Source organism: Bradyrhizobium sp. LeoB3, from assembly GCF_055456055.1.
Genome location: NZ_JBVBEF010000020.1, coordinates 62,031 through 87,546, shown reverse-complemented (window position 1 = coordinate 87,546; position 25,516 = coordinate 62,031). Strand labels below are relative to the sequence as shown.

25 protein-coding genes are annotated in these 25,516 nt (G+C 63.5%); 13 read left to right on the top strand and 12 right to left on the bottom strand.

Translation table 11 applies throughout. The annotated features are described in order from the left end of the window. Positions 1-72 precede the first annotated feature (72 nt). The 7 genes from ACZXDY_RS16510 (at position 73) to ACZXDY_RS16480 (ending at position 7,479) form a co-directional block, all read left to right on the top strand. Positions 73-1,971 (top strand): potassium transporter Kup, encoded by a 1,899-nt coding sequence (locus ACZXDY_RS16510; protein ID WP_464346215.1) that lies wholly within the window; start codon positions 73-75, stop codon positions 1,969-1,971. Between the two features lie 148 nt (positions 1,972-2,119). Beyond that, complete coding sequence (locus tag ACZXDY_RS16505) at positions 2,120-4,045, top strand: potassium transporter Kup (RefSeq protein ID WP_028166501.1); 1,926 nt, start codon at positions 2,120-2,122, stop codon at positions 4,043-4,045. 123 nt (positions 4,046-4,168) lie between these two features. Further along, positions 4,169-4,498 (top strand): rhodanese-like domain-containing protein, encoded by a 330-nt coding sequence (locus tag ACZXDY_RS16500; protein ID WP_464346214.1) that lies wholly within the window; start codon positions 4,169-4,171, stop codon positions 4,496-4,498. A 7-nt stretch (positions 4,499-4,505) separates the two neighbouring features. Beyond that, positions 4,506-5,675 carry an aminotransferase gene (locus ACZXDY_RS16495; protein WP_028166499.1) on the top strand — a complete coding sequence of 390 codons (1,170 nt, stop codon included), beginning with the start codon at positions 4,506-4,508 and terminating at the stop codon, positions 5,673-5,675. Positions 5,676-5,679: 4 nt separating this feature from the next. After that, positions 5,680-6,789 carry a polyamine ABC transporter substrate-binding protein gene (locus ACZXDY_RS16490; protein ID WP_464346213.1) on the top strand — a complete coding sequence of 370 codons (1,110 nt, stop codon included), beginning with the start codon at positions 5,680-5,682 and terminating at the stop codon, positions 6,787-6,789. Positions 6,790-6,905: 116 nt separating this feature from the next. Next, positions 6,906-7,133, top strand: a complete 228-nt coding sequence (locus ACZXDY_RS16485) for a DUF433 domain-containing protein (protein ID WP_464346212.1) — start codon at positions 6,906-6,908, stop codon at positions 7,131-7,133. A 106-nt stretch (positions 7,134-7,239) separates the two neighbouring features. After that, the gene (locus ACZXDY_RS16480; RefSeq protein ID WP_464346211.1) at positions 7,240-7,479 is read left to right on the top strand and encodes a DUF5615 family PIN-like protein; all 240 of its coding nucleotides are present in this window, start codon (positions 7,240-7,242) and stop codon (positions 7,477-7,479) included. 23 nt (positions 7,480-7,502) lie between these two features. Here the strand turns inward: ACZXDY_RS16480 and ACZXDY_RS16475 are convergent, their stop codons facing one another. From ACZXDY_RS16475 to ACZXDY_RS16450, 6 genes are all read right to left on the bottom strand, one after another. Next, entirely contained in the window at positions 7,503-8,438 is a 936-nt protein-coding gene (locus ACZXDY_RS16475) for a lipid A biosynthesis lauroyl acyltransferase (RefSeq protein ID WP_464346210.1), read from the bottom strand. Positions 8,439-8,512: 74 nt separating this feature from the next. Beyond that, complete coding sequence (locus ACZXDY_RS16470) at positions 8,513-9,790, bottom strand: beta-ketoacyl-ACP synthase (RefSeq protein ID WP_028166496.1); 1,278 nt, start codon at positions 9,788-9,790, stop codon at positions 8,513-8,515. 32 nt (positions 9,791-9,822) lie between these two features. Continuing rightward, on the bottom strand, positions 9,823-11,010 hold the full coding sequence (locus ACZXDY_RS16465) for a beta-ketoacyl-ACP synthase (RefSeq protein ID WP_464346209.1): 1,188 nt from the start codon (positions 11,008-11,010) through the stop codon (positions 9,823-9,825). After that, positions 11,003-11,476, bottom strand: coding sequence for a 3-hydroxyacyl-ACP dehydratase FabZ family protein (locus tag ACZXDY_RS16460; protein WP_028166494.1), 474 nt, complete (start codon positions 11,474-11,476; stop codon positions 11,003-11,005). Before ACZXDY_RS16460 ends, ACZXDY_RS16465 begins: the two co-directional genes overlap by 8 nt. A gap of 11 nt (positions 11,477-11,487) precedes the next feature. Next, a complete protein-coding gene (locus ACZXDY_RS16455) occupies positions 11,488-11,793 on the bottom strand; it encodes an acyl carrier protein (RefSeq protein ID WP_027583603.1) in 306 nt (101 codons plus the stop codon). 194 nt (positions 11,794-11,987) lie between these two features. Next, a complete protein-coding gene (locus ACZXDY_RS16450) occupies positions 11,988-12,329 on the bottom strand; it encodes a hypothetical protein (RefSeq protein ID WP_028166493.1) in 342 nt (113 codons plus the stop codon). Positions 12,330-12,622: 293 nt separating this feature from the next. Here ACZXDY_RS16450 and ACZXDY_RS16445 point away from each other — a divergent pair, with 293 nt between their 5' ends. Further along, the gene (locus tag ACZXDY_RS16445; RefSeq protein WP_464346208.1) at positions 12,623-13,249 is read left to right on the top strand and encodes a ParB-like protein; all 627 of its coding nucleotides are present in this window, start codon (positions 12,623-12,625) and stop codon (positions 13,247-13,249) included. On the opposite strand, the gene ACZXDY_RS16440 is transcribed toward ACZXDY_RS16445, so the two are convergent. From ACZXDY_RS16440 to ACZXDY_RS16425, 4 genes are all read right to left on the bottom strand, one after another. After that, positions 13,246-13,737, bottom strand: coding sequence for an MgtC/SapB family protein (locus ACZXDY_RS16440; protein ID WP_464346207.1), 492 nt, complete (start codon positions 13,735-13,737; stop codon positions 13,246-13,248). The genes ACZXDY_RS16445 and ACZXDY_RS16440 overlap by 4 nt on opposite strands. 21 nt (positions 13,738-13,758) lie before the next feature. Then, a complete protein-coding gene (locus tag ACZXDY_RS16435; RefSeq protein WP_464346206.1) occupies positions 13,759-14,337 on the bottom strand; it encodes a peroxidase-related enzyme in 579 nt (192 codons plus the stop codon). A gap of 84 nt (positions 14,338-14,421) precedes the next feature. Next, positions 14,422-16,158 carry an ATP-binding protein gene (locus ACZXDY_RS16430; RefSeq protein WP_208827447.1) on the bottom strand — a complete coding sequence of 579 codons (1,737 nt, stop codon included), beginning with the start codon at positions 16,156-16,158 and terminating at the stop codon, positions 14,422-14,424. Between the two features lie 290 nt (positions 16,159-16,448). Further along, entirely contained in the window at positions 16,449-16,877 is a 429-nt protein-coding gene (locus ACZXDY_RS16425) for an SRPBCC family protein (RefSeq protein ID WP_028166488.1), read from the bottom strand. 174 nt (positions 16,878-17,051) lie between these two features. On the opposite strand from ACZXDY_RS16425, the gene ACZXDY_RS16420 reads away from it, so the two are divergent. From ACZXDY_RS16420 to ACZXDY_RS16405, 4 genes are all read left to right on the top strand, one after another. After that, positions 17,052-18,260 carry a cytochrome P450 gene (locus ACZXDY_RS16420; RefSeq protein ID WP_028166487.1) on the top strand — a complete coding sequence of 403 codons (1,209 nt, stop codon included), beginning with the start codon at positions 17,052-17,054 and terminating at the stop codon, positions 18,258-18,260. 73 nt (positions 18,261-18,333) lie between these two features. Continuing rightward, positions 18,334-19,821: an amino acid permease gene (locus tag ACZXDY_RS16415; RefSeq protein ID WP_464346205.1), complete on the top strand. Its 1,488-nt coding sequence runs from the start codon at positions 18,334-18,336 to the stop codon at positions 19,819-19,821. Positions 19,822-19,951: 130 nt separating this feature from the next. Next, a complete protein-coding gene (gene soxC / locus ACZXDY_RS16410) occupies positions 19,952-21,217 on the top strand; it encodes a sulfite dehydrogenase (protein ID WP_464346204.1) in 1,266 nt (421 codons plus the stop codon). Further along, positions 21,204-21,743: a c-type cytochrome gene (locus ACZXDY_RS16405; protein ID WP_464346203.1), complete on the top strand. Its 540-nt coding sequence runs from the start codon at positions 21,204-21,206 to the stop codon at positions 21,741-21,743. Before soxC ends, ACZXDY_RS16405 begins: the two co-directional genes overlap by 14 nt. A gap of 2 nt (positions 21,744-21,745) precedes the next feature. Here the strand turns inward: ACZXDY_RS16405 and ACZXDY_RS16400 are convergent, their stop codons facing one another. Both ACZXDY_RS16400 and ACZXDY_RS16395 read right to left on the bottom strand, forming a co-directional pair. After that, positions 21,746-22,996 carry an acyltransferase family protein gene (locus tag ACZXDY_RS16400; protein ID WP_464346202.1) on the bottom strand — a complete coding sequence of 417 codons (1,251 nt, stop codon included), beginning with the start codon at positions 22,994-22,996 and terminating at the stop codon, positions 21,746-21,748. Between the two features lie 272 nt (positions 22,997-23,268). Further along, positions 23,269-24,228: a LysR family transcriptional regulator gene (locus ACZXDY_RS16395; RefSeq protein WP_464346201.1), complete on the bottom strand. Its 960-nt coding sequence runs from the start codon at positions 24,226-24,228 to the stop codon at positions 23,269-23,271. Between the two features lie 103 nt (positions 24,229-24,331). Here ACZXDY_RS16395 and ACZXDY_RS16390 point away from each other — a divergent pair, with 103 nt between their 5' ends. Then, on the top strand, positions 24,332-25,513 hold the full coding sequence (locus ACZXDY_RS16390) for an MFS transporter (RefSeq protein WP_464346200.1): 1,182 nt from the start codon (positions 24,332-24,334) through the stop codon (positions 25,511-25,513). Positions 25,514-25,516: the final 3 nt, after the last annotated feature.

Here is a 25,516-nt window from a genome sequence, read left to right as displayed (position 1 = left end):
CCGTTGACAGGGAACGCGGAAGCGTGGATAGCGGCGCCGGATCAAACTAGCAGATGGGGCGTTCCTCCCGCCATGGCTGTCAGCGTCTCATCCAGCGAGGTCCAAGAAGGGCCGGTCACGTCCAACTTCTGGGCCTTGACGCTCGGCAGTATCGGCGTGGTGTTCGGCGATATCGGTACCTCGCCGCTCTATGCGTTCCGCGAGGCAGTCGCCGGCGCGACGCATGGACAGCCGGTATCCCGAATCATCGTCCTGGGTGTGCTGTCGCTGATCCTGTGGGCGCTCTTCATTGTCGTCACGTCGAAATACGTGCTGCTGCTTCTGCGCGCCGACAACAACGGCGAGGGTGGCACGCTCTCGCTGATGGCCCTGGGGCAGCGCGCGCTGGGGCGGAGAAGCTGGCTGTTGCTAGCGCTCGGCGTGGTCGGCGCCTCGATGTTCATCGGCGATTCCATGATCACGCCGGCGATTTCCGTGCTGTCGGCGGTCGAAGGCCTCAAGCTCGCGACGCCCGCACTCCAACATTACGTAGTGCCCGTCACGATCGTCATCCTGGTCGTCTTGTTCTCGGTCCAGCGCATCGGCACCGGGCGGGTAGCCTCCGCCTTCGGGCCGGTGATGGTGGTCTGGTTCGCCACGCTCGCCGTGATGGGGCTGGTCCACATCAAGGATGACCCATCTGTACTGGCGGCGATCAATCCCTATTACGCGCTCCAGTTCCTGCTCACGCATGGCACCATCGGGCTGGTGACGCTGGGAGCGGTGTTCCTGGCCGTCACCGGCGGCGAGGCGCTTTATGCCGATCTCGGCCATTTCGGCCGCAAGCCGATCCAGTCCGGCTGGCTGTTCTTCGTGCTGCCGTCGCTTCTGCTCAATTATTTTGGGCAGGGGGCGCTGGTGCTCTCCGATCCATCCGCGATCGAGAATTCGTTCTATCGGATGGTTCCCGACTTCCTGCTGCTGCCGTTGGTGGTGCTTTCGACCGCGGCCACCGTGATCGCGAGCCAGGCCGTCATCACCGGCGCCTATTCGCTGGTCCGGCAGGCGGTGCAGCTCGGTCTGCTGCCGCGTTTCGAGGTCCGCTACACCTCGGAGTCCCATGCCGGGCAAATCTATCTGCCGCGCGTCAACCGCTTGCTGCTGGTCGGCGTCCTCTTGCTGGTGCTGATGTTCCACACCTCGAGCGGACTGGCATCGGCCTACGGCATCGCTGTTTCGACCACCATGGTCGCCGACGGCATCATGGGCTTTGTGGTGATCTGGAAATTGTGGAACTGGCGCGCAGCGACCGCGGCCGCGGTGATCGTGCCGTTCGTGGTGGTCGACATGACGTTCCTGAGCGCCAATCTCCTCAAACTGTTCGAGGGCGCCTGGGTGCCGCTTTTGTTCGGCGCAGCCATGGCGGCCATGATCTGGACCTGGCGGCGCGGGACGGCCATCCTGATCGCCAAGACCCGGCGCATCGAGGTGCCGCTTGACGACCTGATCAAGAGCCTGGAGAAGCGGCCGCCGCACATCGTCAAGGGCACCGCGGTTTTCCTCACCAGCGATCCCGGCTTCGTGCCGACCGCGCTGCTGCACAATCTCAAGCACAACAAGGTGCTGCACGAGCAGAATGTCATCCTGACCATCGAGACGGCGCAGACGCCGCGCGTTGATGTTTCCGAGCGCGTCTACATGGAACGCACCAGCGACAAGTTTTCCAAGGTGCGCCTCAGGTTCGGCTTCATGGAGTCGCCGAACGTTCCGAAAGCGCTGGTGATCGCCCGCAAGCTCGGCTGGCAGTTTGATATCATGGCGACGTCATTCTTCGTGTCGCGGCGGTCTCTCAAGCCCGCGGCGCAGTCGGGCATGCCGCTGTGGCAGGATCACTTGTTCATCGCCATGAGCCGCTCCGCCAACGACGCCACCGACTATTTTCAGATTCCGACGGGGCGGGTGGTTGAGGTCGGCACCCAGGTAACTATTTGACCGCCGCACGATTGTGGCTGGTTAAACGACCGAGCTATGTGTAAAATGCATGGCGGCAACCCATTTCTCGCCTAACCTATGCATTCGAGCGAGGATATAGGCCTGCCGCGCTGTTTCATTGTGCAGTGAACAATAGAGGCTCCCTCCCATGTCGTCCGAGAGTGCGGTCACCGCGGCGGAAACGCCCGCGGCAAGTGGACATGGAGAGGCGCATTCCACGGCAGGGTTCGGAGCGCTGACGCTCGGCAGCATCGGCGTCGTCTACGGAGACATCGGCACCAGCCCGCTCTATGCCCTGCGCGAAGCCGTTGTGGCGGCCAGCGAGCACAGTGGCGTCGCCACGACGCAGGCGGTGCTCGGCGTGCTCTCCCTGATCCTGTGGGCGCTGATTGTCGTCGTCACGCTCAAATATGTGGTGATCCTGCTGCGCGCCGATAACCATGGCGAGGGTGGAACGCTGGCGCTGATGGCGCTGGCCGAACGCGCCGTTACCAAGGGCGCCGGCGCGGTCGTGATGCTCGGCATCATCAGCGGGGCCTTGTTCTACGGCGACGCGGTGATCACGCCGGCGCTGTCGGTGCTGTCGGCGATCGAAGGCATCAAGCTCGTCACCGCGACCTTCGAACATTATGTCGTGCCGGTCACGGCGTTGATCCTGGTGGTGCTGTTTGCCGTGCAATCCCATGGCACAGCGCGGGTCGCCGCATTCTTCGGACCGATCATGTGCGTCTGGTTTGCAGTGCTGGCGATTGCAGCCGTGCCGCAGATCATCAAGCATCCCGAGGTCCTTCTGGCCTTTAATCCGCTGTATGCGGTCTCCTTCATGCTTCATCACGGTGTGATCGGGTTCGTCACCCTCGGCGCGGTGTTTCTCGCCGTCACCGGCGCGGAAGCGCTCTATGCCGATCTCGGTCACTTCGGCAAACGGCCGATCCAGTTCGCCTGGATGTTCATCGTCCTGCCGGCGCTGGTGCTGAATTATATGGGGCAGGCCGCGCTCGTCATCGTCGATCCCAAGGCGATCGAGAATCCGTTCTTCCTGATGTTCCCGGATTGGGCGCTGATCCCGATGGTCGTGCTTGCCACCGTCGCGACCGTCATTGCCAGCCAGGCCGTCATCACCGGCGCCTATTCGCTGACGCGCCAGGCGATCCAACTCGGCCTGCTGCCGCGTTTCGAGATTCGCCATACCTCGGAAGCCCATTCGGGGCAGATCTTTATTCCCCGCATCAACCGGATGCTGCTCATCGCGGTGCTGTTGCTGGTGCTGATGTTCCGCTCCTCCAGCGCGCTGGCCGCGGCCTATGGCATCGCGGTGACCGGCACCATGGTGGTCACGGGCATGATGGGCTTTGTCGTGGTGTGGAAGGTTTGGCGATGGTCGCCGATCGCCGCCGCCGCGCTGATCGCGCCCTTCCTGTTTCTCGACTTCACCTTCCTGACGGCAAACCTTCTGAAGGTGCTTGAGGGCGGCTGGGTGCCGCTGGCGCTCGGCGGCGCCGTGATGGCGCTGATGATCACGTGGCGGCGCGGCAGCCGGCTGTTGTTCGAGAAGTCGCGCAAGCTGGAATTCCCGCTCGCCGATCTGGTGGCGATGCTGGAGAAGCGGCCACCGCAGCGCGTCTCGGGCACGGCGGTGTTCCTGACCAGCGATCCCGCCAGCGCGCCGACCGCGCTGATGCATAGTCTAAAACACTACAAAGTGCTGCATGAGAAGAACGTCATTCTCACCATCGAGACCGCGCCGACGCCGCGGATCGACCCGTCCGAGCGGGTGCGAATGGAGCAGATCAGCCCGACTTTCTCCAAGGTGACGCTGCGCTTCGGCTTCATGGAATCGCCGAATGTGCCGAAGACGCTGGCGATCGCCCGCAAGCTCGGCTGGCAGTTCGACATCATGTCGACCTCGTTCTTCCTGTCGCGGCGCTCGCTCAAGCCCGCCGCGCATTCCGGCATGCCGCGTTGGCAGGACCATTTGTTCATCGCGCTCAGCCGCGCCTCCAACGACGCCACCGACTATTTCCAGATCCCGACCGGCCGCGTCGTCGAGGTCGGAACGCAGGTCACGATCTAGCTTTTTGCTGGTCCTAAGCTGTTTGCGGTGCTTGATTTTCCCCGCGCAAGAGGCGACTTTGCGCCCGAAACGGGGGCCGGCTGAGCCCAGGAACTGAGCCCAAGAATTGTCTGGAGAACGCGCGTGGCCGACCACAAGGTGCATGATCTAACGCCCCAGGAGGTGTCGAACGGGATAGCGGATGGACGCTATCTCCTGGTCGACGTCCGCGAGCCCAACGAGGTCGCCGCCGAGGCCTATCCGGATGGCGTCGTCGTGCCGCTGTCGACGTTTGATCCGGACGAGATTCCGGATCCGCAGGGCAAAGAGGTCGTGTTTGCCTGCCGCTCAGGCAAGCGCTCGGTGACGGCATCGCTCGCGGCGCAGGCGGCGGGGTTGCCTTGCGACAAGCATCTGGCAGGGGGCATGTTGGGTTGGAAGGCTGCGGGATTGCCGACCAAGACGGGCGGCTGACCTTTCCATGACTTCCATGAACAAGGTCTTCGCAGACCTTCCCGTCACCATCTTCGAAGCGATGTCGCAGCTCGCGCGCGACAATAATGCCATCAATCTCGGCCAGGGCTTTCCGGACGATCCCGGTCCGGAAGACATCCGCCGCGCGGCCGCGGACGCTTCCGTCAACGGCTACAACCAGTACCCGTCGATGATGGGCATCCCCGAGCTCAGGCAGGCGATCGCGACCCATTACGGCCGCTGGCACGGACTTGACCTCGATCCCATGACGGAAGTCATGGTGACCTCGGGCGGCACCGAGGCGCTGACATCATCGATCCTGGCCGTGGTCGAACCGGGCGATGAAGTGGTCGTCTTCCAGCCGGTGTACGATTCCTATCTACCGATCATCCGTCAGGCCGGAGGCATTCCGCGCCTGTTGCGGCTGGAGCCGCCGCACTGGCGCTTGAACGAGGAGATGCTGCGGAGCGTCTTCAATCACAAGACCAAGGCGGTGCTGTTCAACAATCCGCTCAATCCGTCCGCCGTGGTCTATCCGCGCGAGGACCTCGAACTGCTGGCGCGGTTCTGCCAGGAGTTCGACGTGGTCGCGATCTGCGACGAGGTCTGGGAGCACGTGATCTTCGATGGCCGCGAGCACATCCCGCTGATCACGCTGCCGGGCATGCGGGACCGCACCATCAAGGTCGGTAGCGCCGGCAAGATCTTTTCACTCACCGGCTGGAAGATCGGTTTTGTCTGCGCCGCGCCGCCGCTTCTGCGGGTTGCCGCCAAGGTGCATCAGTTCCTTACCTTCACCACCGCGCCCAACCTGCAGGCGGCGGTAGCCTATGGGCTCGGCAAGACGGATGCGTATTTTCACGACATGCGCAAGGATCTGGCGCGGAGCAGGGATAGGCTGACAAAGGGACTGGAGAGCCTCGGCTTTCCCGTCCTGAAATCGCAAGGTACCTATTTCCTCACCGTCGACCTGTCTCCGCTCGGGCTCAACGAGACCGACGAGGCGTTCTGCCGGCGCATCGTGACCGACTACAAGGTGGCGGCGATCCCCGTCTCGGCCTTCTACGAAAAGGACGCGGTGACCTCGGTCGTACGTTTTTGCTTTGCAAAGAAGGATGCAACCCTCGACACTGCGCTCGAGCGTCTGTCGGACGCGGTGCACCGTCGAAAGAGGTAGAGAGATGCACGGGCAGGGCCGTCATTCAATTTGTCTCGCCGCCCTGTTTGCCGCGGCTCTGCTCGTCTCCTCATCCGCCCGCGCCGAGGAACGCACGGTCAATTTCTACAATTGGTCGAACTATATGGCGCCGGGTGTGCTGGAGGACTTCACCAAGGAGACCGGCATCAGGGTGGTGTACGACACCTTCGACGCCAACGAGACGCTGGAAACGCGGCTGCTCGCGGGCAAGTCCGGCTACGACGTCGTGGTGCCGACCGGCTATTTCCTGCAGCGCCAGATCACCGCAAAGGTCTTCCTCAAGCTCGACAAATCGAAACTGCCGAATCTCGCCAATGCCTGGCCGGTGGTGACCAAAGAGCTCGCGACCTACGATCCCGGCAACAACTACGCCGCCAATTACATGTGGGGCACCACCGGCATCGGCTACAACGTCCAAATGACGCAGAAGATTCTCGGCCCCGACGCCAGAATCGATAGCTGGGACATGGTGTTCAAGCCGGAGAATCTCGCGAAGTTCAAGGATTGCGGCATCCATATGCTTGATTCCGCTGACGACATCCTGCCCGCGGCCTTGAACTATCTCGGCATTGATCCGAACTCCACCAAGCAAGCCGATCTCGAGAAGGCCGCTGACCTCGTCAGCAAGATCAGGCCTTATGTTCGCAAGTTTCATTCCTCGGAATATCTGAGCGCGCTCGCCTCCGGCGAGATCTGCTTCGTGGTGGGCTGGTCGGGCGACATCATGCAGGCGCGCAGCCGCGCGGTCGAAGCCAAGAACGGCATCGAAATCGGCTACGCCATCCCGAAAGAGGGCGCGCAGATGTTCTTCGACAATCTCGCGATTCCTTCGGACGCCAAGAACGTCGCCGAGGCCTATGAGCTGATCAACTACCTCTACCGGCCGGACGTCGCTGCGAAGAACTCGAACTTCCTGTCCTACGCCAACGGCAACCTGGCCAGCCAGAAGCTGATCGATCCGAAGATTCTCAACGACAAGAACATCTACCCGGACGAAGCGACCCAGAAGAAACTGTTCGTCATCACCGCGCGCGACCCGGCCACCCAGCGGATCATCAACCGGCTCTGGACAAGGGTGAAGACGGGGAAGTGAGGCTAAGCGTCATTCCGGGGCGCTGGGAAGCATCGAATCCGGAACCTCGAGATTCCGAGATCGCGCTGAATGCAGGATTCGAGTAAAGTCAGCTCGAACCACAAAAGGCTACGACGATGGAGCATCCTCGCATTTCTCTGTCTGCCGACGTCCTTGCAGGTAAGCCGGTTATCCGGGGCACCAGGCTTTCGGTAGAGTTTGTGATCGGCCTGCTGGTAAATGGATGGCTTGAGGCCGACATTCTCGCCAACTATCCAAATCTCACGCACGACGACTTTATCGCGTGCCTCGCCTATGCACGCGATGTGCTGAGCACCGAAAAGGTGTATCCGAGCGCGGCTTGATGCGTTTTCTTGCCAATGAAAATATTCCGGCGGCAGGGGTAGCTGCCCTCAGGGCAGCCGGAAATGATGTGATCTGGATCGGAACCGAGGCTCCGGACAGTTCCGATTGGAGTGGGCTGTTCGCGACAGTCGGGTACTGCTCACTTTCGACAAGGACTTTGGCGAACTGGCCAAGAATTCGGGACTGCCGCCGGCGAGCGGAATCATTTTGCTACGAATCCCAATGCCTCGGCCTCAAGAGGTTGGTCGCGTGTTGGCCGCGCTGATTATGTCGCGCAATGATTGGGCCGGCCATTTCTCGGTAGTGGAAGCAGGTCGCATCAGGATGCGGCCGTTGAGAGCCTAGCCGTTCAAGAACTGTGATGGATCTCACCGCCAGCGGCGGTGCAGCCAGAGCCACTGTTCCGGATATTCGCGCACCCAGCCTTCGATCACGTTGGTGACGGCCTGCATCGTGCCCTGAATATCGATCTGCCCGGACGCGTCGAACACGGGCTTCACTTCCTCCGACAGCTCGCCGCGGAAGCGGTTGTCGGACAGGCGGATGATGCGGGCGCCGTGGATCGGGCATTCCACTTGACGTCGGAGCCGCGCCAGCGTCGGGTTGGCCTTGGTCTTGCGGCCGAAGAAGGTAACCTCGACCCCGTTGGTCAGATATTGGTCGACGAGCATGGCGACGTGCTTGTTGTCTTGCAGCGCCTGCGCAAGCCGGAGCGGCGCGTCGCGGCCTGCGGGGATCAGCGTGCCCATCTTGATCGCGCGGATCTTCTCGATCGCACGGTCGGCGGCTTCGCTATTCGGCCGGCGGAACAAAATCGCGGTGTCGAGCCCGTGAGCAACCGCCGCCAGCGCCGGCAATTCCCAATTGCCGAGATGCGCGGCAAAGATCAGCGCCGGCTTGCCGTCGTCCCTGATCTGATCGAACAGCTCCATGGTCCGCGGCGACAATTCGATACGGCTGTTCTCGGGATGGTCGCGGTCGTAGTCCCAGATATGGTCGAGATGGGCGAATTCGGCGCCGATGCGGCCGAGATTGTCCCAGACACCGGCCAGGATCTTCTCGATCTCCTCAGGCGATTTTTCCGGAAACGCGGCCTTCAGATTCTCGCGACCGATCCGGTCCTCACGCAGCCTGCGACCGATGAAATGCGCGGCCCGCCCGAAGAAATCGGCAGTCTTGAACGGATCGAAGCAGCGCGTGGTGCGCAACAGAGCGATCGTCAGCGCGCCCACCGCCGCCTCGCCCACGGGCTTGACGGCGTCGCGAAGGCGCGCGCGGGCACGAAGGAGCTGGAGGCGGTTCATCGCGACAAGCGGCGCAGCGTTTGGTTGAGCATGATCTCTTCGGAAAACCGGAGATCAGTTCTTCCGATCATGCTCTAGGCCGGCTCGCGCGTCAGGATCAATGAGGCGTTCTGCCCGCCAAAGCCGAACGAATTGGACATCACGGCAGTGACGCGGGCGTCGCGCGCCTTGTTGCCGACCACGTCGAAATGAATGGTCGGATCCGGTACGTCATAGTTGATGGTCGGTGGAATCCGCTGATGCTCGAGCGTGAGCAGCGAGAATACCGCCTCGACCGCACCGGCCGCGGAGATCGTGTGGCCGACCATCGACTTGTTCGACGACACCGGAATCTTCGAGATCTGCTCGCCGAAGACCGCCGAGGTCGTCAGATATTCCATCTTATCGTTCTCGGGCGTCGCTGTCCCGTGCGCGTTAATATGGTCGATCTGCTCCGGCTCCATCCCGGCGTCCGCCAGCGTCTTGCGCATGCAGCCGATGATCGGCTTGCCGTCCGGGCTCGAGCGGGTGCGGTGGAACGAATCAGTCAGTTCGCCGCAGCCGGCGACGACACCCAGGATCCTCGCGCCGCGCGCGGTGGCCGCCTCATAGCTCTCCAGCACCAGCGCGCCGGCGCCTTCCGCCATCACGAAGCCATCGCGATTCTTGGAGAAGGGCTTGGAGGCAGCCTGCGGCGGATCGTTCTGCGTCGACAGTGCGGAGAGCAGGGAGAAGCGGACCACGGCCTCGGGATTTACCGAGCCGTCGGTTGCAACGCAGAGCGCCGCATCCGCCTCACCACGACGGATCGCCTCGACGCCGAGCTGGATCGCGGTTGCGCCGGAGGCGCAGGCGGTCGACAGCGAGATCGGCGAGCCCTTGGTACCAAAGTTCTCGGCGAGGTATTTTGCGACCGAACCGAACATGAAGCGATCATGATAGGGGGCGAACCTACCCCCACCGCTCGCACGCAGCATGTCGTAGTAGTCGAATTCCTTCTTGTCGATCGTGCGCCCGAGTTCGAGCCGCTGCGGCCATTCGGTCTCGACCGGCGCAACTGCGAGGAAGAGCGGGCCTGGAAAGTCACCCTTGCTGCCGATACCGGATTGCGCCAGCGCTTCGTCGGTGGCGATTTCGGCGATGCGCTCGGAAAGACTGGTCGAGGTGAACGGATCGACGCTGACGAAATCCACCGTTCCCGCCATCGTGGTCCTCAGTCCATCGATCGGAAAACGGGTGACCGTCTTGATGCCGGATTCGCCGGCAACGAGCTTGGCCCAATTGTCGGCTTTGCCGGCGCCGAGCGATGTGACGATGCCCATGCCGGTCACGACAACGATCGGCCTGCCAAACTTATCGCGTGGTGTCGCCATGCTTCCCCCGTCGATGCTCGCGCGAATGCGCCCTACTTGACGGCCTCAACCAGGGCCATCCCTTCGCCCTGCCAGTGACCGGTTCCCATCACTACAATCTGGGTCGGCGGATCGGATTTTTCAACCTCGAAGCCGGTCGGATCGTTCGGCGGAAACAGCGCGCCGCGTGAGACCGAGAGCGCCGCCAGGGCAACGCCGAGCGGGAATTGGGCCTCGACGGTGTGGCCGAACATCGTTCCGGTGGCGCGCACGGCAAGGCCCTGGTGCTGGCGCAGGAACGCGCGCTCCTCTGACGTGACGGGCTCGGCGCCGGTCGCGCCGGTGACCACCACGCCGACATCGTCGTCGACGCCGAGTTTCGACCATAGCGCTTCCAGAGACTTCGTCACCGCGCCCGGCTGTTTGCGCTGTGCGAGGTCGGCGACCACCTTGGAGAGCTTGGCATAAGGCTTGGCGCCGCGCGCCTCGGCGTGCTCACGGGATTCCAGCACCAGGAACGCGCCGGCGGAACCAAGCGCGAATCCGCTGTTGTTCTCGCGGGCCCAGACCGGAGTGAACTCTCCGGTCAGGTTGAAGTCGCCGAATTCGAAGAGGACGAGCAAGTCGAGGCGTTCGCCATTATAGGCGCCGCCGACCAGCGCAATGTCACTCTGGCCGGCCTCGATGCGTGCCAGGGCAATCCGCGCCGCATCGATGCTGGAGGCTTCCTCACCCATGAACGTGCGCGAGGTGCCGCGGACGCCGTGAACGATGGCGATATTGCCCGCAAGCAGGTTGGAGAGCTGCGCCAGGAACAGCGTCGGGCGCAGCTCGCTCATCAGCCGCTCGTTGAGGAAGCCGGGGCTGAAATTGCCACGCGCATCGGCGTTCAGGATCGCCGTATCGACTGCGAGGTCGCGCTCGCCGCCGCCGGCCGCGACGATCATGTCCATGCGGGACAGGATTTCCTGATTGCCTTTGACGCCGGCCGAATCCAGCGCCATCCCCGCAGCATAGGTGCCGATGCGCTGCCAGGCTTCCATCTGGCGCTGGTCGCCCTTCTTCGGGATCTGCGCGTCGAAACTGACGGGGGCGAGCGGATGGACGATATAGGGCGCGAACCGCTTGTCGTCGATGTTGATGCGCTTGGCGTTGAGCGCATCCCAATGCGCGTCCAGTCCTTCGCCGAGCGACGAAAGGACGCCAATGCCGGTGATCCAGACTTCCTTCCGCTCAGTCATGCGTCAGCGCCTGCAGCGGAAAGCCGATCTTCTTGGCCATCGCGTCCATGTGCACGCGAAGATCGGGATGGGGGAAGGGGATGTGGCGGAATGTCAGATCGGCGCTGCATTTCAATTCCTTGCCTACCCGAACCTTGGCCGATGTCACCGCAAAGCCCGAACCTTCATGCTCGACCTTGGCCTCGATCGTCAGTACCTCGCCCGGGTTGACGAAGCCACGCATCTTGGCTTCCTTGATCATCGCGAGAAAGGGCATCCGCTCGAACTTCATCAGGCCGAGCAGCAGCCAGCCGGACGACTGCGCCATCGCTTCCGTCAGCAGCACGCCAGGCATGATCGGATAGCCCGGGAAATGGCCTTCGAAGATCGTGCTGGTCTGCGGAACGTCAGCTTCCACCACGATCGTCTTGTCGCCGATGTTGAGGTCGACGATGCGATCGATGAGCGTGAAATATTCGAGCTGCATGGGGCGCTCGGTTACGAGCCCGACGCCGTGCCCGTGCCTGCGTTCTTGGCCGCGACCAGTTCGTCGATGCGGTCAGCGAGGTTCTTCAGCACGAAGTACTGCTCGGTCGTGGCCTTGCCGTCGTTGACTTCCTGGGTCCACTTCTCAAGTGGCATCTTGATCCCGAACGCCTTGTCGATCGCAAAGGCGATGTCGAGGAAGTCGAGGCTGTCGATCCCCAGATCGTCGATGGCGTGGCTTTCCGGCTTGATCGTGTCGCGCGGGATATCGCAGGTCTCGGCGATAATGTTGGCGATCTGCTCGAATGTGGAAGACATCACTAAGCCTTTGATATATTGGCGATAAATTCCGGGACGATCGGGAGGCGGCGGGCTGATTTGCCCCGGAATGCCCTGTTCCCCCGGGCGGACTCGAGTGCCCGTATATCGGAGCGGGGCCGCGAGTTCAATGGAGCTTGGCCTTGTCTGTGGAGCCGCTTTGTTGGGCAGCAGATAGGGCTGCGGTTCCAGCGCTAGCCCCTCGGCATCACCGAAATCCGCGCGCAATCGCGCCGGCCCATCAGGACGCAATCCTGGGTTTTGCGCAGGTCGGCGATGCTCACGGCCAACCAGATGCCGATTGCGGTCAGCGCCACCGTGAAAGCGAAGGCCGCGATATTGGCCAGCATGCGCTGGCGGAAGTCATCGGGCTCCTCGCGCGGGCGCTCGTAATGGGAAAGGTCCCGGGCCACTTGCCCGGGCTTTCCCGCCTCAAGCGATTGCTCGTGGTGGGCGGGCGGATGGGCGGAGGTGCGCGGCCGGAATTTGAGCACCACGTGCTCACCGTCCGAGCTGATAGGCCGCTGGGTTTTCACTGCCGTCCGTCCGCAGAAGTTGTGATCCTGTTTAGCACGCCGTGCGCGGTCCTCACGTAAAATATTGGTGCGCGCTCTCGCAACCTGATCCCCACGACACTTGATGGAACTGACAGTGGGCGATGGGCGCAAGGCATCGCGGCGATGTGTGCGATGCACCCTCGCGCGTCGTGGCGGATCCTCTGTTCACAGCTCATCGAAACGAGAGACCAAGGAATTCAATCCCTGGTGGCGCCGTGCCATAGTGGAACCGGCCCTCGATGGTTTCCGTCGGCAGCAATAGGGAGTGAACCATGGCAAATACGCGCGAGCCGATTCTCAAGCCGGTTACGATCATGTCCCTGCGCCCGACTCAGATGACGGTCGGCATGAGGGAGGTAAAGGAGAAGCGTCAGCGTTGGCGCGAGCACAAGTCAGCGAAGAAGCGCGCCGAAATGCTCGGCCAGCACATGATCCCGGTGGTGCTCGGGCCCGATGATCGCCACTACGTCGTCGACCATCACCATCTCGCCCGCGCACTGCACGATGAGGGCGTCAAGGATGTGCTGGTCACCGTGATCGGCGATCTCACCATGGTCGAGCGCGATGCATTCTGGGGCGTGATGGACAACAAGCGCTGGGTCTATCCCTATGACGCCAAGGGTGAACGCAGGCATTTTCGCGATCTGCCGAAATCGGTGGTCGACCTGAAGGATGATCCGTTCCGCAGCCTTGCCGGCGAACTGCGCCGTGCCGGCGGCTTTGCCAAGGATACCACGCCATTCAGTGAATTCCTGTGGGCGGATTTCCTGCGCCGCAGGGTCGCCCGCAAGCTTGTGGACGCTGATTTCGACACGGCGATGGAGAAGGCGCTCGCGGCGGCAAAAAGCAAGGACGCGGTCTACCTGCCGGGCTGGTGCGGACCAGCCTCGGATGATTAGCGGCCTGTCGGCGGCTGCGGTGGCGCGCCGTGTTCGTTCGAATCGCCGTTGCCGCCCAGCGCGCGATGCAGCAAGCGCTCGGTGCGGCGGCCGACGGTCAGGAGCACGAGCGCGATCACCAGGGCTGTCGCGACGATCCGCCACTCTCCGGCTCCGGAGACGATCCCGATACAGGCGGCCAGAAAGGCACAGGCGGCGCTCGTCAATCCACGGACGCGGAAGTGTTCTCTCTCATGGACGATGACGCCGGCGCCGAGAAAGCCGATGCCGGTCAAGATGCCCTGGATCACTCGGCTGGTCGCATCGGTGATCTTGCCGACTTCGGTGAACTGCACGGCGACCACCACGACTGTCGCCGTGGACAGTCCGACGATGCCGAGCGTCTTCAAGCTGATCGGCTTTCCGCGCAGATCGCGATTGAGGCCGATCAGGGCGCCCGCCAGCGTGGCGACGCCAAGGCGCAGGATGATGTCGCTCCACTCAAGCACGCGGCATACCTCGGCGGCCGGCTATTTCGGCAACCGTCCCATCATGTAGAACTCGTCGTTCGGGCGCATCGCGGTGAAATTCGCCATCCGGTTTGACAGTGCAAAGAAGGCGGCGATCGCCGCGATGTCCCAGATGTCGTCGTCGCTGAACCCGTGCGCTTCTAGCGCGCTGAAATCGGTCTCCGAGATCGTGCTCGCCTCGCGGCTCACCTTCATCGCAAAATCGAGCATGGCGCGTTGGCGCGGCGTGATGTCGGCTTTGCGATAGTTGACGGCGATCTGGTCGGCGATCAGCGGATTCTTGGCGCGGATGCGCAGGATCGCGCCATGAGCGATCACGCAGTAGTGGCACTGGTTGGCGGCGCTCGTTGCCACCACGATCATTTCCCGCTCGGCCTTGGAGAGGCCGCTGTCCTTCTCCATCAGCGCGTCGTGATAGGCAAAGAAGGCGCGAAACTCGTCCGGGCGAAAGGCGAACGCCAGGAAGACGTTCGGCACGAAACCGGATTTCTCCTGCACTGCGAGGATACGCTCGCGGATATCCTCGGGCAATTTGTCGAGGGAAGGCGTGGGAAAGCGTGTTGCGATCGGCTCAGTCATGGGCGGGTTCCGGCTCAAGGCAATGCAGCTTGGCCGGAACCATAGTCGATGACGGCGCGAGCGCAAGCGCCCGGCTGAAAGCGCTCAGCGCAATGGCTTCTTCAGGAGCGAGAAGCGGTCCGGATCGAGTCCCATCGAAGGCTGCAGCATCGGCGCATCCAGCGTGGTGGTGCGCGCGGCGGGCCGCTCGCTGATCGCGGGGTCGTTGGGCACGTCGCGGTGCGAGGTCGCGCCGCGCCAGCGCTCCAGGACGGCCGAGACGAAATGCATGTCGTGGCCGGCGGCAACCGACGGCACGGTCGCGATGGTGGCTTCGCTGCGCGGAAGCTGATGCGGCGGCACCTCCTTGAAGCGCAGCCGCGTCGGCAGCGCCACGCCCTCGCCGAACGCCAACACCTCGCGAGTGCCGAGCGAGGGCACGAACGACAGCAGGTTGGCCGCGGCGTCGGAAACCGCCGAGCGCAACAGCGCCTGGTCGCGGTCGTTGGCGAGCCGCATCGTGAACAGCGTGTTGCACTGGGAGATGATGGTGGCATCCAGCTCGGCCGGGCGCTGGGTGACGAGGCCGAGATAGACGCCGTATTTGCGGCCTTCCTTGGCGATACGGGAGACCGCCTTGCGGGTCGGGCCAAAGCCGATATTGCGGTCGGCGGACGCGTAGCGGTGCGCCTCCTCGCAGACGAACAATAGCGGCGAGACGCCGTCGCTCCACAGCCCGAAATCGAATGCCATCCGGCAGAGCACGCTCACGACGGAATCGATGACCTCGGCCGGGAAGCCGGCGAGCTGCATCACTGTCATCGGCTTGCCGTTGGCGGGCAGGCGGAACAGGTGGCTGATGACCTCCGCCATGGTGTCGCCGCCGACATTGGCGTTGTCGAACATGAAGGCGTAGCGCGGATCGTTGCGGACGGTTTCGATGCGCGAGATCAGCTTGTGATAGATGATGCGCGAGGAGCGGTTCTCGAGCTTGCCCATGCGCTCGTCGATCAGCGCGATCAGGTCGACAAGACGATACGGCACCGGCGTGTCGACGGTGTAGCCGATCTGCTTGGGATCGATGCGCTTCAGTCCGATACGGTCGGCATTCTGGTATTGGGTGTAGATGCCCTTCGCCATCGGGATGACTTCGGCAAGGATGTCGAGTTCTTCCGGCACGCCGGGGCGGCCGCCGAACAGCACGTCGACGATCTCTTCGAAGTTGAACAGCCAGAACGGCAGCTTCAGGTTGCGCGGGTTGAGCACCTGGGCGCGGTCGCCGAAGCAACGCCCGTATTCGTTGTGCACGTCAAGGAGGAAGATGCGCAGGGTCGGCCGCGACTTCAGGATCTCGTTGAGGAGCAGCGACACGCCGGTGGACTTGCCGACGCCGGTCGAACCGAGCACGGCGAAGTGCTTGGACAGCATTTCCTCGATATCGACATAGGCGGTGACTGAACGGTCCTGCTGCAGAGTGCCGACATTGATCTGGTCCGAGCCGCTCGGCGCATAGATCGTACGCAGTTCCTCTGCGCTGATCAGGTCTACGGTGTCGCCGATGGTCGGGTAGTTGGTGACGCCGCGCTGGAATTTGGGACGGTCGCCGCCGAGGATTTCGCCGAGCAGGTCGACGGAGGCGGTTGCGATATAATTGTCTGATGTCGGCAGGTCTTCGCAGCTCACCTCCGTGATCATGGCGACGATCACGGAAGACGCACTCCGGATGCTGACGAAGCGGCCGACGGTCGCGCGCACTTCCGAAAACGGCATCTGGCTGGTTGCCAGGAGTCCGACGCGGGCTTGCGAGCCGCGCACCGAAATCACACGTCCAAAGGATGTCACAGTTCCGGACCCGGATGTTGGGAGATTGAGCTGGATTCCCACTATGGGAAGCGGGGCTGCACAAAGGGTTAAGCCGACGCCCTTCCGAATTTGCTAAATCCACATCATCCGATTCAGGATTTGCCACTGGGTGCTGGCCAGCGGGCCAAGTTGCGCCGGAAAATCAGGGTTTTCTGGTTAGAACTCGGCCTGTGGTTCCGATTAACGATCGATTTACCACTTCAGAAGAGCACGATACCGGCGGCTGCGCTGTCAACTACGCGCGCCCCGCGCCCGCCTCGTCGGAATGATCACGCCGGAGGTCGGGGGTGGGTACTGGCAAGATGGTCGAGACCTGCTTTCAGGAATGATTTGACCGCATCCGCCGCACCGGATGCTTCGTCCGACATCAGGTCGAAATGCGCGGACCATACGACCCTGCTGCTGTGGTCCGGCGCGTCCTCGATGCGGAACTCGCCGACATAGTTGCGGATCGGCATCGCGGTTGCCTCCATCCTGTAGCGATAGAAGCGCTCATTCGGTGCGAATTCGATCAGCCGTTCGGTCTGTCGCTTGCCGTCGCACGTCTCGGCAACCCGCGCGCAGCCTTCGTGGTCTCCTTCGCTTTCCACCCTCGTCAGCATCGGGTGCCATCGGCCCACCGCGCCGAAGGAGCCGATCTCCCGCCAGAGGTCCGTGGATTTCTCGCCGATCGGCACGGATACGATGATTTGCGGCATGCGTCAGTCTCCCCGTCATTCTGCTTGCCTCGTGGCGCAAACTATTTCGCGGCGCAGCGGTTCCGGGACGCCCGAAAAAGGGCGGGAAAACAGTGCTATGTCCGCCGCGCGATCGCGTCTTGCGCTTGGCGCGCGCCGCACCACCTTGATCGGGGCAAGGTGGAGGGGGGACCGATGGCGCCCCGCATCGATTTTACCAGCGAAGAATTCTTCCGCGATCCCGCGACCGCTGTCGCGGCGCTGCGAGCCAGTGCGCCTGTGGTTGCCACGCGATTCCCGATCGTGGGCAAAGTCTGGGTCACCACGACCTATGAGACCACCGCACAGATGCTGAAGGATTCCTCCACGTTCACGCTGCGCAAGGACGACGGGGCGCTCGCGGGACTGCAGTGGTGGATGCCGAAATCCATTGCGACGATCGCCAACAGCATGTTGACGAAGGACGAGCCGGATCACAGCCGGTTGCGCGGCATCGTCGATGAGGCCTTCCGCCGTCGCGCCGTGCTCGGGATGGAGCCGCACATCCGGGCGATCGCGGACGGCCTTGCGGACCAACTGTTCGCATTGGGTAGCCCCGCCGATCTGGTGCAGCGCTATGCGCGCATCCTGCCGCTCTCCGTCATCTGCGAGCTTCTCGGCTTGCCAGCGGCCGACCGGCTGAAATTCATCGGCTGGGCGAATGCGATGGGGCAGATTACGAACGCCTTCGGCTTCGTGCGGATGCTGTTTACCCTGGGGAAGATGCGGCGCTATCTGGAGGAACGCCTCCAAGTAGCGCGCAAAGAGGGCGGCGAGGGGCTCATTGCCGAACTGGTGCAGGTCGAGAGAGAAGGCGGCCGCATCACGGCAGACGAAATGGTGTCGATGGTGATGCTATTGCTCGGCGCGGGTTCCGAAACCACGACGCATCTGATCAGCGGATCGGTGTTCGAGCTGTTGAAGAATCCTGAGATGCGTAACTGGCTCGAGGCGGACTGGAACCGCGCCGCCCTCGCGGTCGAGGAATTCCTGCGCTACGTCTCGCCCGTGCAATTCTCGAAGCCGCGCTATGTGCGGCACGATGTCGAGCTCGGCGGCGTCGCCCTGAAGAAGAACGATCGCGTGATGGCCATGATCGTGGCGGCCAATTTCGATCCCGCATTGCACGTGCAACCCGAGCAAATGGATCTCGAGCGGCGTCCGAACCGCCACATCTCCTTCGGCACGGGCATCCATTTCTGCCTCGGCCACCAGCTCGCGCGGATCGAGGCGATCTGCGCACTCAAGGCGCTGTTCACCCGCTGGCCAAAGCTTCAGCTTGCGGTTCAGCCGTCGGAGATCCATTGGCGACGCCGTCCCGGGATACGGATGATCGAGAAGTTGCCCGTGGTGCCGAATGCGTGAGCGGCGCAGCGTATCGAGACCATGCTAGCCTGTACGACCGGCCGCCGGGGTCGAAGTTGCGAGGAGGCGGTTCTTGGCAGACATCTGGGCCAGGAAATCGACAGCCGACCTGCTGCAGGAGGCGGCAGGCGTGGAAGGAGACGCGCGGGCCTCGCCGCTGCGGCGCACGCTGTCGGCGCTCAATCTCGTCGCGCTCGGGATCGGCGCCGTCATCGGCGCGGGCATCTTCGTCCTGACCGGACACGCCGCGGCGGCAAATGCAGGACCTGCGGTGACGCTTTCCTTCGCGTTCGGCGCGGTGGCCTGCGCTTTCGCGGGTCTCTGCTATGCGGAGATGTCATCGACCGTCCCGGTCTGCGGCAGCGCCTACACCTTTGCCTATGCGACGCTCGGCGAATTTGTGGCCTGGATCATCGGCTGGGACCTGATCCTGGAATATGCCGTCGGTGCTATCGCGGTCTCGATCGGGTGGTCCGGCTATGCCGTCAGCTTCGCCAGGGATTTTGGCCTTACGATCCCGCCGGAGCTCGCGTCTGCGCCGCTGAGCTATGACGCGACCACGCACGCATGGTCGTCGACGGGCGCGATCTTCAACGTGCCGGCGATGGTCGTCATCGTCTTCATCACGGCGCTGCTGGTTGCAGGGATCAGGGAGTCGGCGCGGTTCAACAATTTCATCGTCGCGGTGAAGCTGATCGTCATTCTGCTCTTCATCGCCTGCACGATCTCCTCGTTCACGACCGCGAACTGGGTCACCGCGAGCAATCCCGAAGGGGCCTTCATTCCGCCGAATGCGGGCGTCGGCGTCTTCGGCTGGTCCGGCGTGTTCCGCGGCGCGGCCGTGGTGTTCTTCGCCTATATCGGTTTCGACGCGGTCTCGACCGCCGCGCAGGAGGCGAAGTCGCCGGAGCGCGACATGCCGATCGGCATTCTCGGCTCGCTCGTGATCTGCGCGGCGCTCTATGTCGCCGTCGGCTTCGTGCTGACGGGCATCGTCCCGTTCGACCGGCTGAACGTTCCCGACCCGATCGCGGTCGGGATCGATGCGGCCGGCGTCGGCTGGCTGTCGCCGGTCATCAAACTCGGCATCCTGTTCGGCCTGACCTCGGTGATACTGGTGATGCTGCTGGCGCAGCCCCGGATCTTCCGCGCCATGGCCTATGATGGATTGCTGCCGCCGGCGATCGCAAACATCCATCCGCGTTTCAGGACGCCTCATGTCGCCACGATCGGTTCCGGCATCGTCGTTGCCCTTCTCGGCGGGTTGCTGCCGATCGGGCTGGTCGGCGAACTCGTCAGCATCGGCACGCTGTTCGCGTTTGCGGTGGTCTCGATCGGCACCATGGTGCTGCGCGTCGTCGATCCCGACCTGCCGCGTCCGTTCCGGGCGCCGGCGATCTGGCTGGTGGGCCCGGCCGCGGCCGCAACCTCGATCTTCCTGATGCTTAGCCTGCCGATGGACACCTGGATCCGGCTCGCGGTGTGGCTCGTGATCGGTCTTGTGATCTATGCCGCCTATGGCCGGACGCATAGCCGTCTGCAGGCGAACGATCGGCGCTGACACGGCGGAACGATTCGGCCCGGAGCAGATTCCCCCATGACGCTCACGCGATTTTGCAGATGTGAAGGCGTGTTCCTGGTGTCCGGTGATAGCCTGAGATCGATCAACGAGAGCGGCAAGGGAGCGCGTCATGAGCGAGCGAACAATCACCAACCGCGAACGACGACCATCCCGCCGGCATTTCCTGCAAGCCGGCGCGGCGGTCGCGGGTGGGGCCGCCCTCGGCGCGAGACCAGGCACCGCGGACACCAGCAACCTTCCGCCCAACATTCCCGAATGGATGAAGGCACCCGGGGCACCGATGGGCGATCAGCCTTATGGCACGCCGTCGATGTATGAGAAGGGCGTCGTCAAGAACATCTCCAAGACGCTGCCGCAATATCTCTCGGCGTCCGGCCGCACGCCGCTGCAGGAGCTCGACGGCATCATCACGCCGAACGGGCTGTTCTACGAACGTCATCACGGCGGCGTCCCGACCATCGATCCGGCGCAGCACAGGCTGATGCTGCATGGCCTGGTCGACCGTCCGCTGATCTTCACGATGGACGACATCCGTCGTTTCCCGTCGCAGTCGCGAATCCATTTCATCGAGTGTTCCGGCAATCCCGTCTACACCAAGCCCTATGGCAAGACCGCGTCCGACCTCGTCGGCCTCGTGAGCTGCGCCGAGTGGACCGGCGTGATGCTGAAGGACGTCCTTGACGAAGCCGGCCTGCAGAAGGAAGCGAAGTGGATCGTGGCCGAGGGCGCGGATGCGGCGGCGATGACGCGCTCGATCCCGATCGAGAAATGCCTCGACGACGCCATGCTGGTCTACAGCCAGAACGGCGAGCGGCTGCGCCCTCAGCAGGGCTATCCGTTGCGCCTCTTGCTGCCGGGCTTCGAGGGAAACATGAACATCAAATGGCTGCGGCGGCTGAAGGCCGTCGCGGAGCCTGTCTATTCGCGCGAGGAGACCTCCAAATATACCGACCTGATGCCAGACGGCACCGCGCGCGAGTTCACCTTCACCATGGAGGCGAAGTCGATCATCCTGCGTCCCTCGGGTGGACAGAAACTGAACGACACCGGCTTCCATGAGATATCTGGCATCGCCTGGAGCGGGCACGGCAAGATCAAGCGCGTCGAGGTTTCGGTCGATGACGGCAAGAGCTGGCAGACGGCCAAACTTCAGGAGCCGGTCCTGACCCGCGCGCTCACCCGCTTTCGCCTGCCTTGGCAGTGGGACGGCACTCCCGCCGTGATCCAGAGCCGCGCGATCGACGAGACCGACTATGTGCAGCCGACGCTCGCCGAATTGCTCGCGGTTCGCGGCGTCAATCATTACTACCACAACAACGCGATCTGGCCGTGGCGCATTACCGCGAATGGGGAGGTGAGCAATGCGCTGGCTTAGATCGCATGTCGCCCTGCTGGCCGCCGTGATCGCCGGGCTCGCTGCTGCCGCGCAGGCCGAGGAGTCTTTCCATATCGGACGCGCGGCGACGCCGGCGGAAATCAAGGGCTGGGACATCGACATCGGCCATGATGGATCGAACCTGCCGCCCGGCAGCGGCAACGTCGAGCGCGGCCGCGTGGTCTTCAGCGAACAATGCGCCGCCTGCCACGGCGCCGACGGGCAGGGCGGTGTCGGCGATCGCCTGGTCGGCGGCCAGGGCGCGCTTGCGGGCGCAAAGCCGGTGCGCACCGTCGGCAGCTACTGGCCCTATGCTCCGACACTGTTCGACTATATCCGCCGCGCCATGCCGCAGAACGCGCCGCAGTCGCTGAGCGATGAGGATGTCTACGCGGTCTCCGCCTACATCCTCAATCTCAACGGCCTCGTTCCGGCGGACGCTGTGCTCGACGCGAAGACGCTCGCCGCTATCAAGATGCCCAATCGCGACAACTTCGTTTCCGATCCGCGGCCAGACGTGCGCTAGCTCTACGGCAGCCGCAGCCGAACGGCGCGGAAGCCGGCCGCCGCGCGGATCACGCCGGCACTGAACAGCCGCCATATTGCCGCGCCGAAGCCGAGCGGCGCTTCGGCGCGCGCCGTCCCGGAGAGCGCGTGTCGGGCCATGTCCATCGCGGGCTTCTCGATCCAGCGATAGGTGAGCGCAGCGACGGGGACGACGAGGACCACGGAAAGAACCAGCGCGGCCACCAGCGCCAGCGTTGGTGTTCCCAGCACCACCAGCTTGTCGTCATTGTGCCATGCCACCAGTTCGAGGTGGAGCTTGTGGCCGAGGAAGGAGGCGGCGCTGCGCATGATCTGGAAGATGAAGGTGTGGATCATGTAGATCGAATAGGACCACAGCCCGAGCTTCTGCAGCGCAGGCGAGCGCAGCACCGCCGAGATCTTGCCCTGGTCGAACGAGAACACGCAGATCACGACCGCGGCGAGCAGTGGAAACAGATATTGTGGTCCGCCGGATGGAGTAACCAACACGAACACGGCAACCAGCACCGCGCACGAGACCTCCAATATGTTCGGCATGTCGAGCCGGCCGTTGGAATAGAGGCGCAGGTCGTAGACCAGGCATCCCGCGAAGAAGGAGAACATCGCGCGCAGCATGCCCCAATCGCCGGAGACGAACAGCGTTCCCGGCGAACGTTCGTAGAGCTGCATTCCGGCCGCAAGGCAGAGGCCAAGGAAGATCTCGCGCCGCCGGCGCGGGAACAGCACGACGATGACCGCGAACAGCATCGAGACGTAGAACTCGACCGCCGCGCTCCAGGCGGGGCCGTTCCAGGTCAGGCCGCCATGCAGGTTGAAGGACTGGAGGAACAGGATGTTGGTGACGGCTTCGTAGAGCGTGTGCCCGGCGCCGAACGGTACCGAATCCAGCGAGAACGAACCGTCGGTGCGCATGAAGACGATCTTGCTCACTTCGATCATTACGAACAGCGCCAGCATCACCATATGCAGCGGCCAGAGCCGCGCGAACCGCATCGCCATGAAGCGGACGCCATCGCCGGATTGGTGAAGGCGCTGGCCATAGGCGTGACAGAGCACGAAGCCGGACAGGGCAAAGAACATGTCGACGCAGAATTGCAGGTTCACGAACGGCTGGGTGCCCTTCAGCGCATGGTAAATGGGGATGTGGAAGAGCACCACGAGCAGCGCGCAGATACCGCGCATTGCATCAAGTGCCTCAAACCGGCCCACGCCCGAAGATGTCTGTCCCGCCATGATACGCCTCTTTCGCCGGCAATGCGTTTGGCATGTCCTTGAGCAAGGCGGGGGCCAGCGGTGATGGCGGAGCGGCGGGGTGATCGGGGTTCTCTGAGGTTTGGTAAATCAGCGGATGATTCGCTTACGATTGCAATGACGGAGCCGTCATTCCGGGCTCGCGCTGCGCGCGCCCCGGAATGACCACGGCGTATTCGTACGAGCGAACGGCAGGACTACGCTTCTCCCGCGCTCGTTGATTATCGCGCAGCGTGGGACGCTAACCCGCCCCCTTACGATTTCCTCACCAGCTTCCACTTGCCGTCGGCCGTTCGCTTGAGCGCGGGGTCGCTGAGCCGGATGTGGCGCGACAGGAAATCGATGAAGGCGCGCACGCGGGCGGGAAGGGGGCCGGCGTGGCCCACATAGACCGCGTGAATATCTTCGCGGTCCTCGGGATTGAGAGTTTGAAGCACCGGCACCAATCGTCCGGCCTCGATGTCCGGACCGATGTGGAACAAAGCAAGGCGCGCCAGCCCTGCGCCGCCCAAAACGAGCCGGCGCACGGCTTCGCCGTCGCTGGCACGGACCATCGGCGGCGGCAGCACCTCTTCGATCCGCTCTCCCTTGCGGAATGGCCAGCCGCGGATCGTGCGTGGAAAGGTCCAGCCGATGCCGCGGTGGTTGGCGAGCTCAGTCGGCGTCTTGGGCGTGCCATGTTTGGCGAGGTAGTCCGGCGAGGCCACGACGACCATGCGGCTGGTCGCGAGCTTGCGCGCGATCAGCCGCGACACCTGCAGCGGGCCGACGCGGATCGCGACGTCCGCGCGCTCCTGCATCAGGTCGATCACGGTGTCGGTAAGGACGATATCGAGCGTGATCCCGGGATGCTCGGCAAGAAAGCGCGGTACCAGCGGAAGGATATGCAATGTGCCGAACGGGATGTTGCTGTTGACGGTGAGATGGCCTCGCGGCGTCGCACCGGCGGCGGCTTCATGTTCGGCTTCCTGGATCTCGGCGAGGATGCGGACCGCACGTTGATAGAAGGCTTCGCCCTCCGGCGTGAGCTGCAGCTTGCGCGTGGAGCGGTTGATCAGTCTGGCGCCGAGGCGTGCCTCCATCCGCGACACCAGCTTGCTGACGCCCGAGGGCGTGAGCCGCAGGCTCTGCGCTGCGGCAGTAAAGCCGGCGCGATCGACGACGCGGACGAACACTTCCATTTCGCCGGAGCGGTTGGTGTCTGATCGAACCATGTTGAACTGGTGTCACAAATGATTGGACTTGTCGCCCTCTAATTCTCGCAACGTCACAACGCTATTTCCGGGCTTGCCGTCCTTCCAGTCCGGAGCCACGTCCTTGCCCATCGCTGTCCTTGCGCTCACCGCCGGTGCCTTTGGCATCGGGACCACTGAATTCGTCATCATGGGTCTTCTGCTGCAGGTCGCTGCCGACATGCAGGTGTCGGTATCGGCCGCGGGCCTGCTCATTTCGGGTTACGCGCTGGGCGTGTTCGTCGGCGCGCCGATCCTGACGCTGGCGACGCGGCGGATGCCGCGCAAGGCCGTGCTGCTGGCGCTGATGGCCATTTTCACACTCGGCAATGCCGCCTGTGCGCTGGCGCCGAGCTATGGGTTGCTGATGGCCGCGCGGGTGCTGACCTCATTGGCACACGGCACGTTTTTCGGCGTCGGCTCGGTGGTCGCGACAAGCCTCGTCGCCGAGGACAAGCGCGCTTCCGCGATCGCGACGATGTTCGTCGGCCTCACGGTGGCGACCATTCTCGGCGTGCCGTTCGGCGCCTGGATCGGGCTATCGCTCGGATGGCGCGCCGCGTTCTGGGCGGTCACCGCGATCGGCGTCGGGGTCTTTGCTATCGTGGCGTTGTTCGTGCCGGGCCACGTGGGCGAGGACGGCAATGCGGTGAAGGTCCGAGATGAACTGGCGGTGATGCTTCGTCCGCAGGTCCAGCTCTGCCTCGCCATGACGGTGCTCGGCTTTGCCGGGGTGTTCACGGTCTTCACCTATATCCAGCCGATCCTCACACGCGTCACCGGATTTTCCGACGCGGCCGTGTCGCCAATCCTCCTGGTGTTCGGGGTAGGGCTGTCGATCGGAAATGTTGCCGGCGGACGGCTGGCCGATCGAGGCCTGCCGCGCGCTCTCATCGGAACGCTGGCCGCGCTCGCGGTCGTCCTGGTCGCAATGACCGCTGTGCTTCCGCTGAAGGTGCTGACCATCGTGCTGGTCGGACTGCTCGGCATCGCGGCGTTCGCGACCGTAGCGCCGCTGCAGCTCCGGGTGCTCGAAACGGCAGGCGAAGCCGGACGGACGCTCGCCTCGAGCCTCAACATCGCCGCCTTCAATCTCGGCAATGCATTCGGCGCCTGGGCCGGCGGGATCACCATCGATCATGGACTCGGTCTCACCGCACTGCCGCTGGTTGCGGCGGCGATCACCTCGGCCGGTCTTGTCCTGGCGCTGTGGAGCCTGCGCCTGGATCGGCCGCAGGCCCGGGCGGCGACCTGTCCTGCGGAATAGGCG

Coding starts and splice junctions, on each gene's coding strand:
- ACZXDY_RS16460 (WP_028166494.1), bottom strand. CDS start 11,476: ATGCAGCTCGAATATTTCACGCTCATCGATCGCATCGTCGACCTCAAC.
- ACZXDY_RS16475 (WP_464346210.1), bottom strand. CDS start 8,438: ATGAACCGCCTCCAGCTCCTTCGTGCCCGCGCGCGCCTTCGCGACGCC.
- ACZXDY_RS16490 (WP_464346213.1), top strand. CDS start 5,680: ATGCACGGGCAGGGCCGTCATTCAATTTGTCTCGCCGCCCTGTTTGCC.
- ACZXDY_RS16455 (WP_027583603.1), bottom strand. CDS start 11,793: ATGTCTTCCACATTCGAGCAGATCGCCAACATTATCGCCGAGACCTGC.
- ACZXDY_RS16420 (WP_028166487.1), top strand. CDS start 17,052: ATGGCGCCCCGCATCGATTTTACCAGCGAAGAATTCTTCCGCGATCCC.
- ACZXDY_RS16505 (WP_028166501.1), top strand. CDS start 2,120: ATGTCGTCCGAGAGTGCGGTCACCGCGGCGGAAACGCCCGCGGCAAGT.
- ACZXDY_RS16405 (WP_464346203.1), top strand. CDS start 21,204: ATGCGCTGGCTTAGATCGCATGTCGCCCTGCTGGCCGCCGTGATCGCC.
- ACZXDY_RS16395 (WP_464346201.1), bottom strand. CDS start 24,228: ATGGTTCGATCAGACACCAACCGCTCCGGCGAAATGGAAGTGTTCGTC.
- ACZXDY_RS16470 (WP_028166496.1), bottom strand. CDS start 9,790: ATGGCGACACCACGCGATAAGTTTGGCAGGCCGATCGTTGTCGTGACC.
- ACZXDY_RS16400 (WP_464346202.1), bottom strand. CDS start 22,996: ATGGCGGGACAGACATCTTCGGGCGTGGGCCGGTTTGAGGCACTTGAT.
- ACZXDY_RS16445 (WP_464346208.1), top strand. CDS start 12,623: ATGGCAAATACGCGCGAGCCGATTCTCAAGCCGGTTACGATCATGTCC.
- ACZXDY_RS16465 (WP_464346209.1), bottom strand. CDS start 11,010: ATGACTGAGCGGAAGGAAGTCTGGATCACCGGCATTGGCGTCCTTTCG.
- ACZXDY_RS16435 (WP_464346206.1), bottom strand. CDS start 14,337: ATGACTGAGCCGATCGCAACACGCTTTCCCACGCCTTCCCTCGACAAA.
- ACZXDY_RS16485 (WP_464346212.1), top strand. CDS start 6,906: ATGGAGCATCCTCGCATTTCTCTGTCTGCCGACGTCCTTGCAGGTAAG.
- soxC (WP_464346204.1), top strand. CDS start 19,952: ATGAGCGAGCGAACAATCACCAACCGCGAACGACGACCATCCCGCCGG.
- ACZXDY_RS16495 (WP_028166499.1), top strand. CDS start 4,506: ATGACTTCCATGAACAAGGTCTTCGCAGACCTTCCCGTCACCATCTTC.
- ACZXDY_RS16510 (WP_464346215.1), top strand. CDS start 73: ATGGCTGTCAGCGTCTCATCCAGCGAGGTCCAAGAAGGGCCGGTCACG.
- ACZXDY_RS16425 (WP_028166488.1), bottom strand. CDS start 16,877: ATGCCGCAAATCATCGTATCCGTGCCGATCGGCGAGAAATCCACGGAC.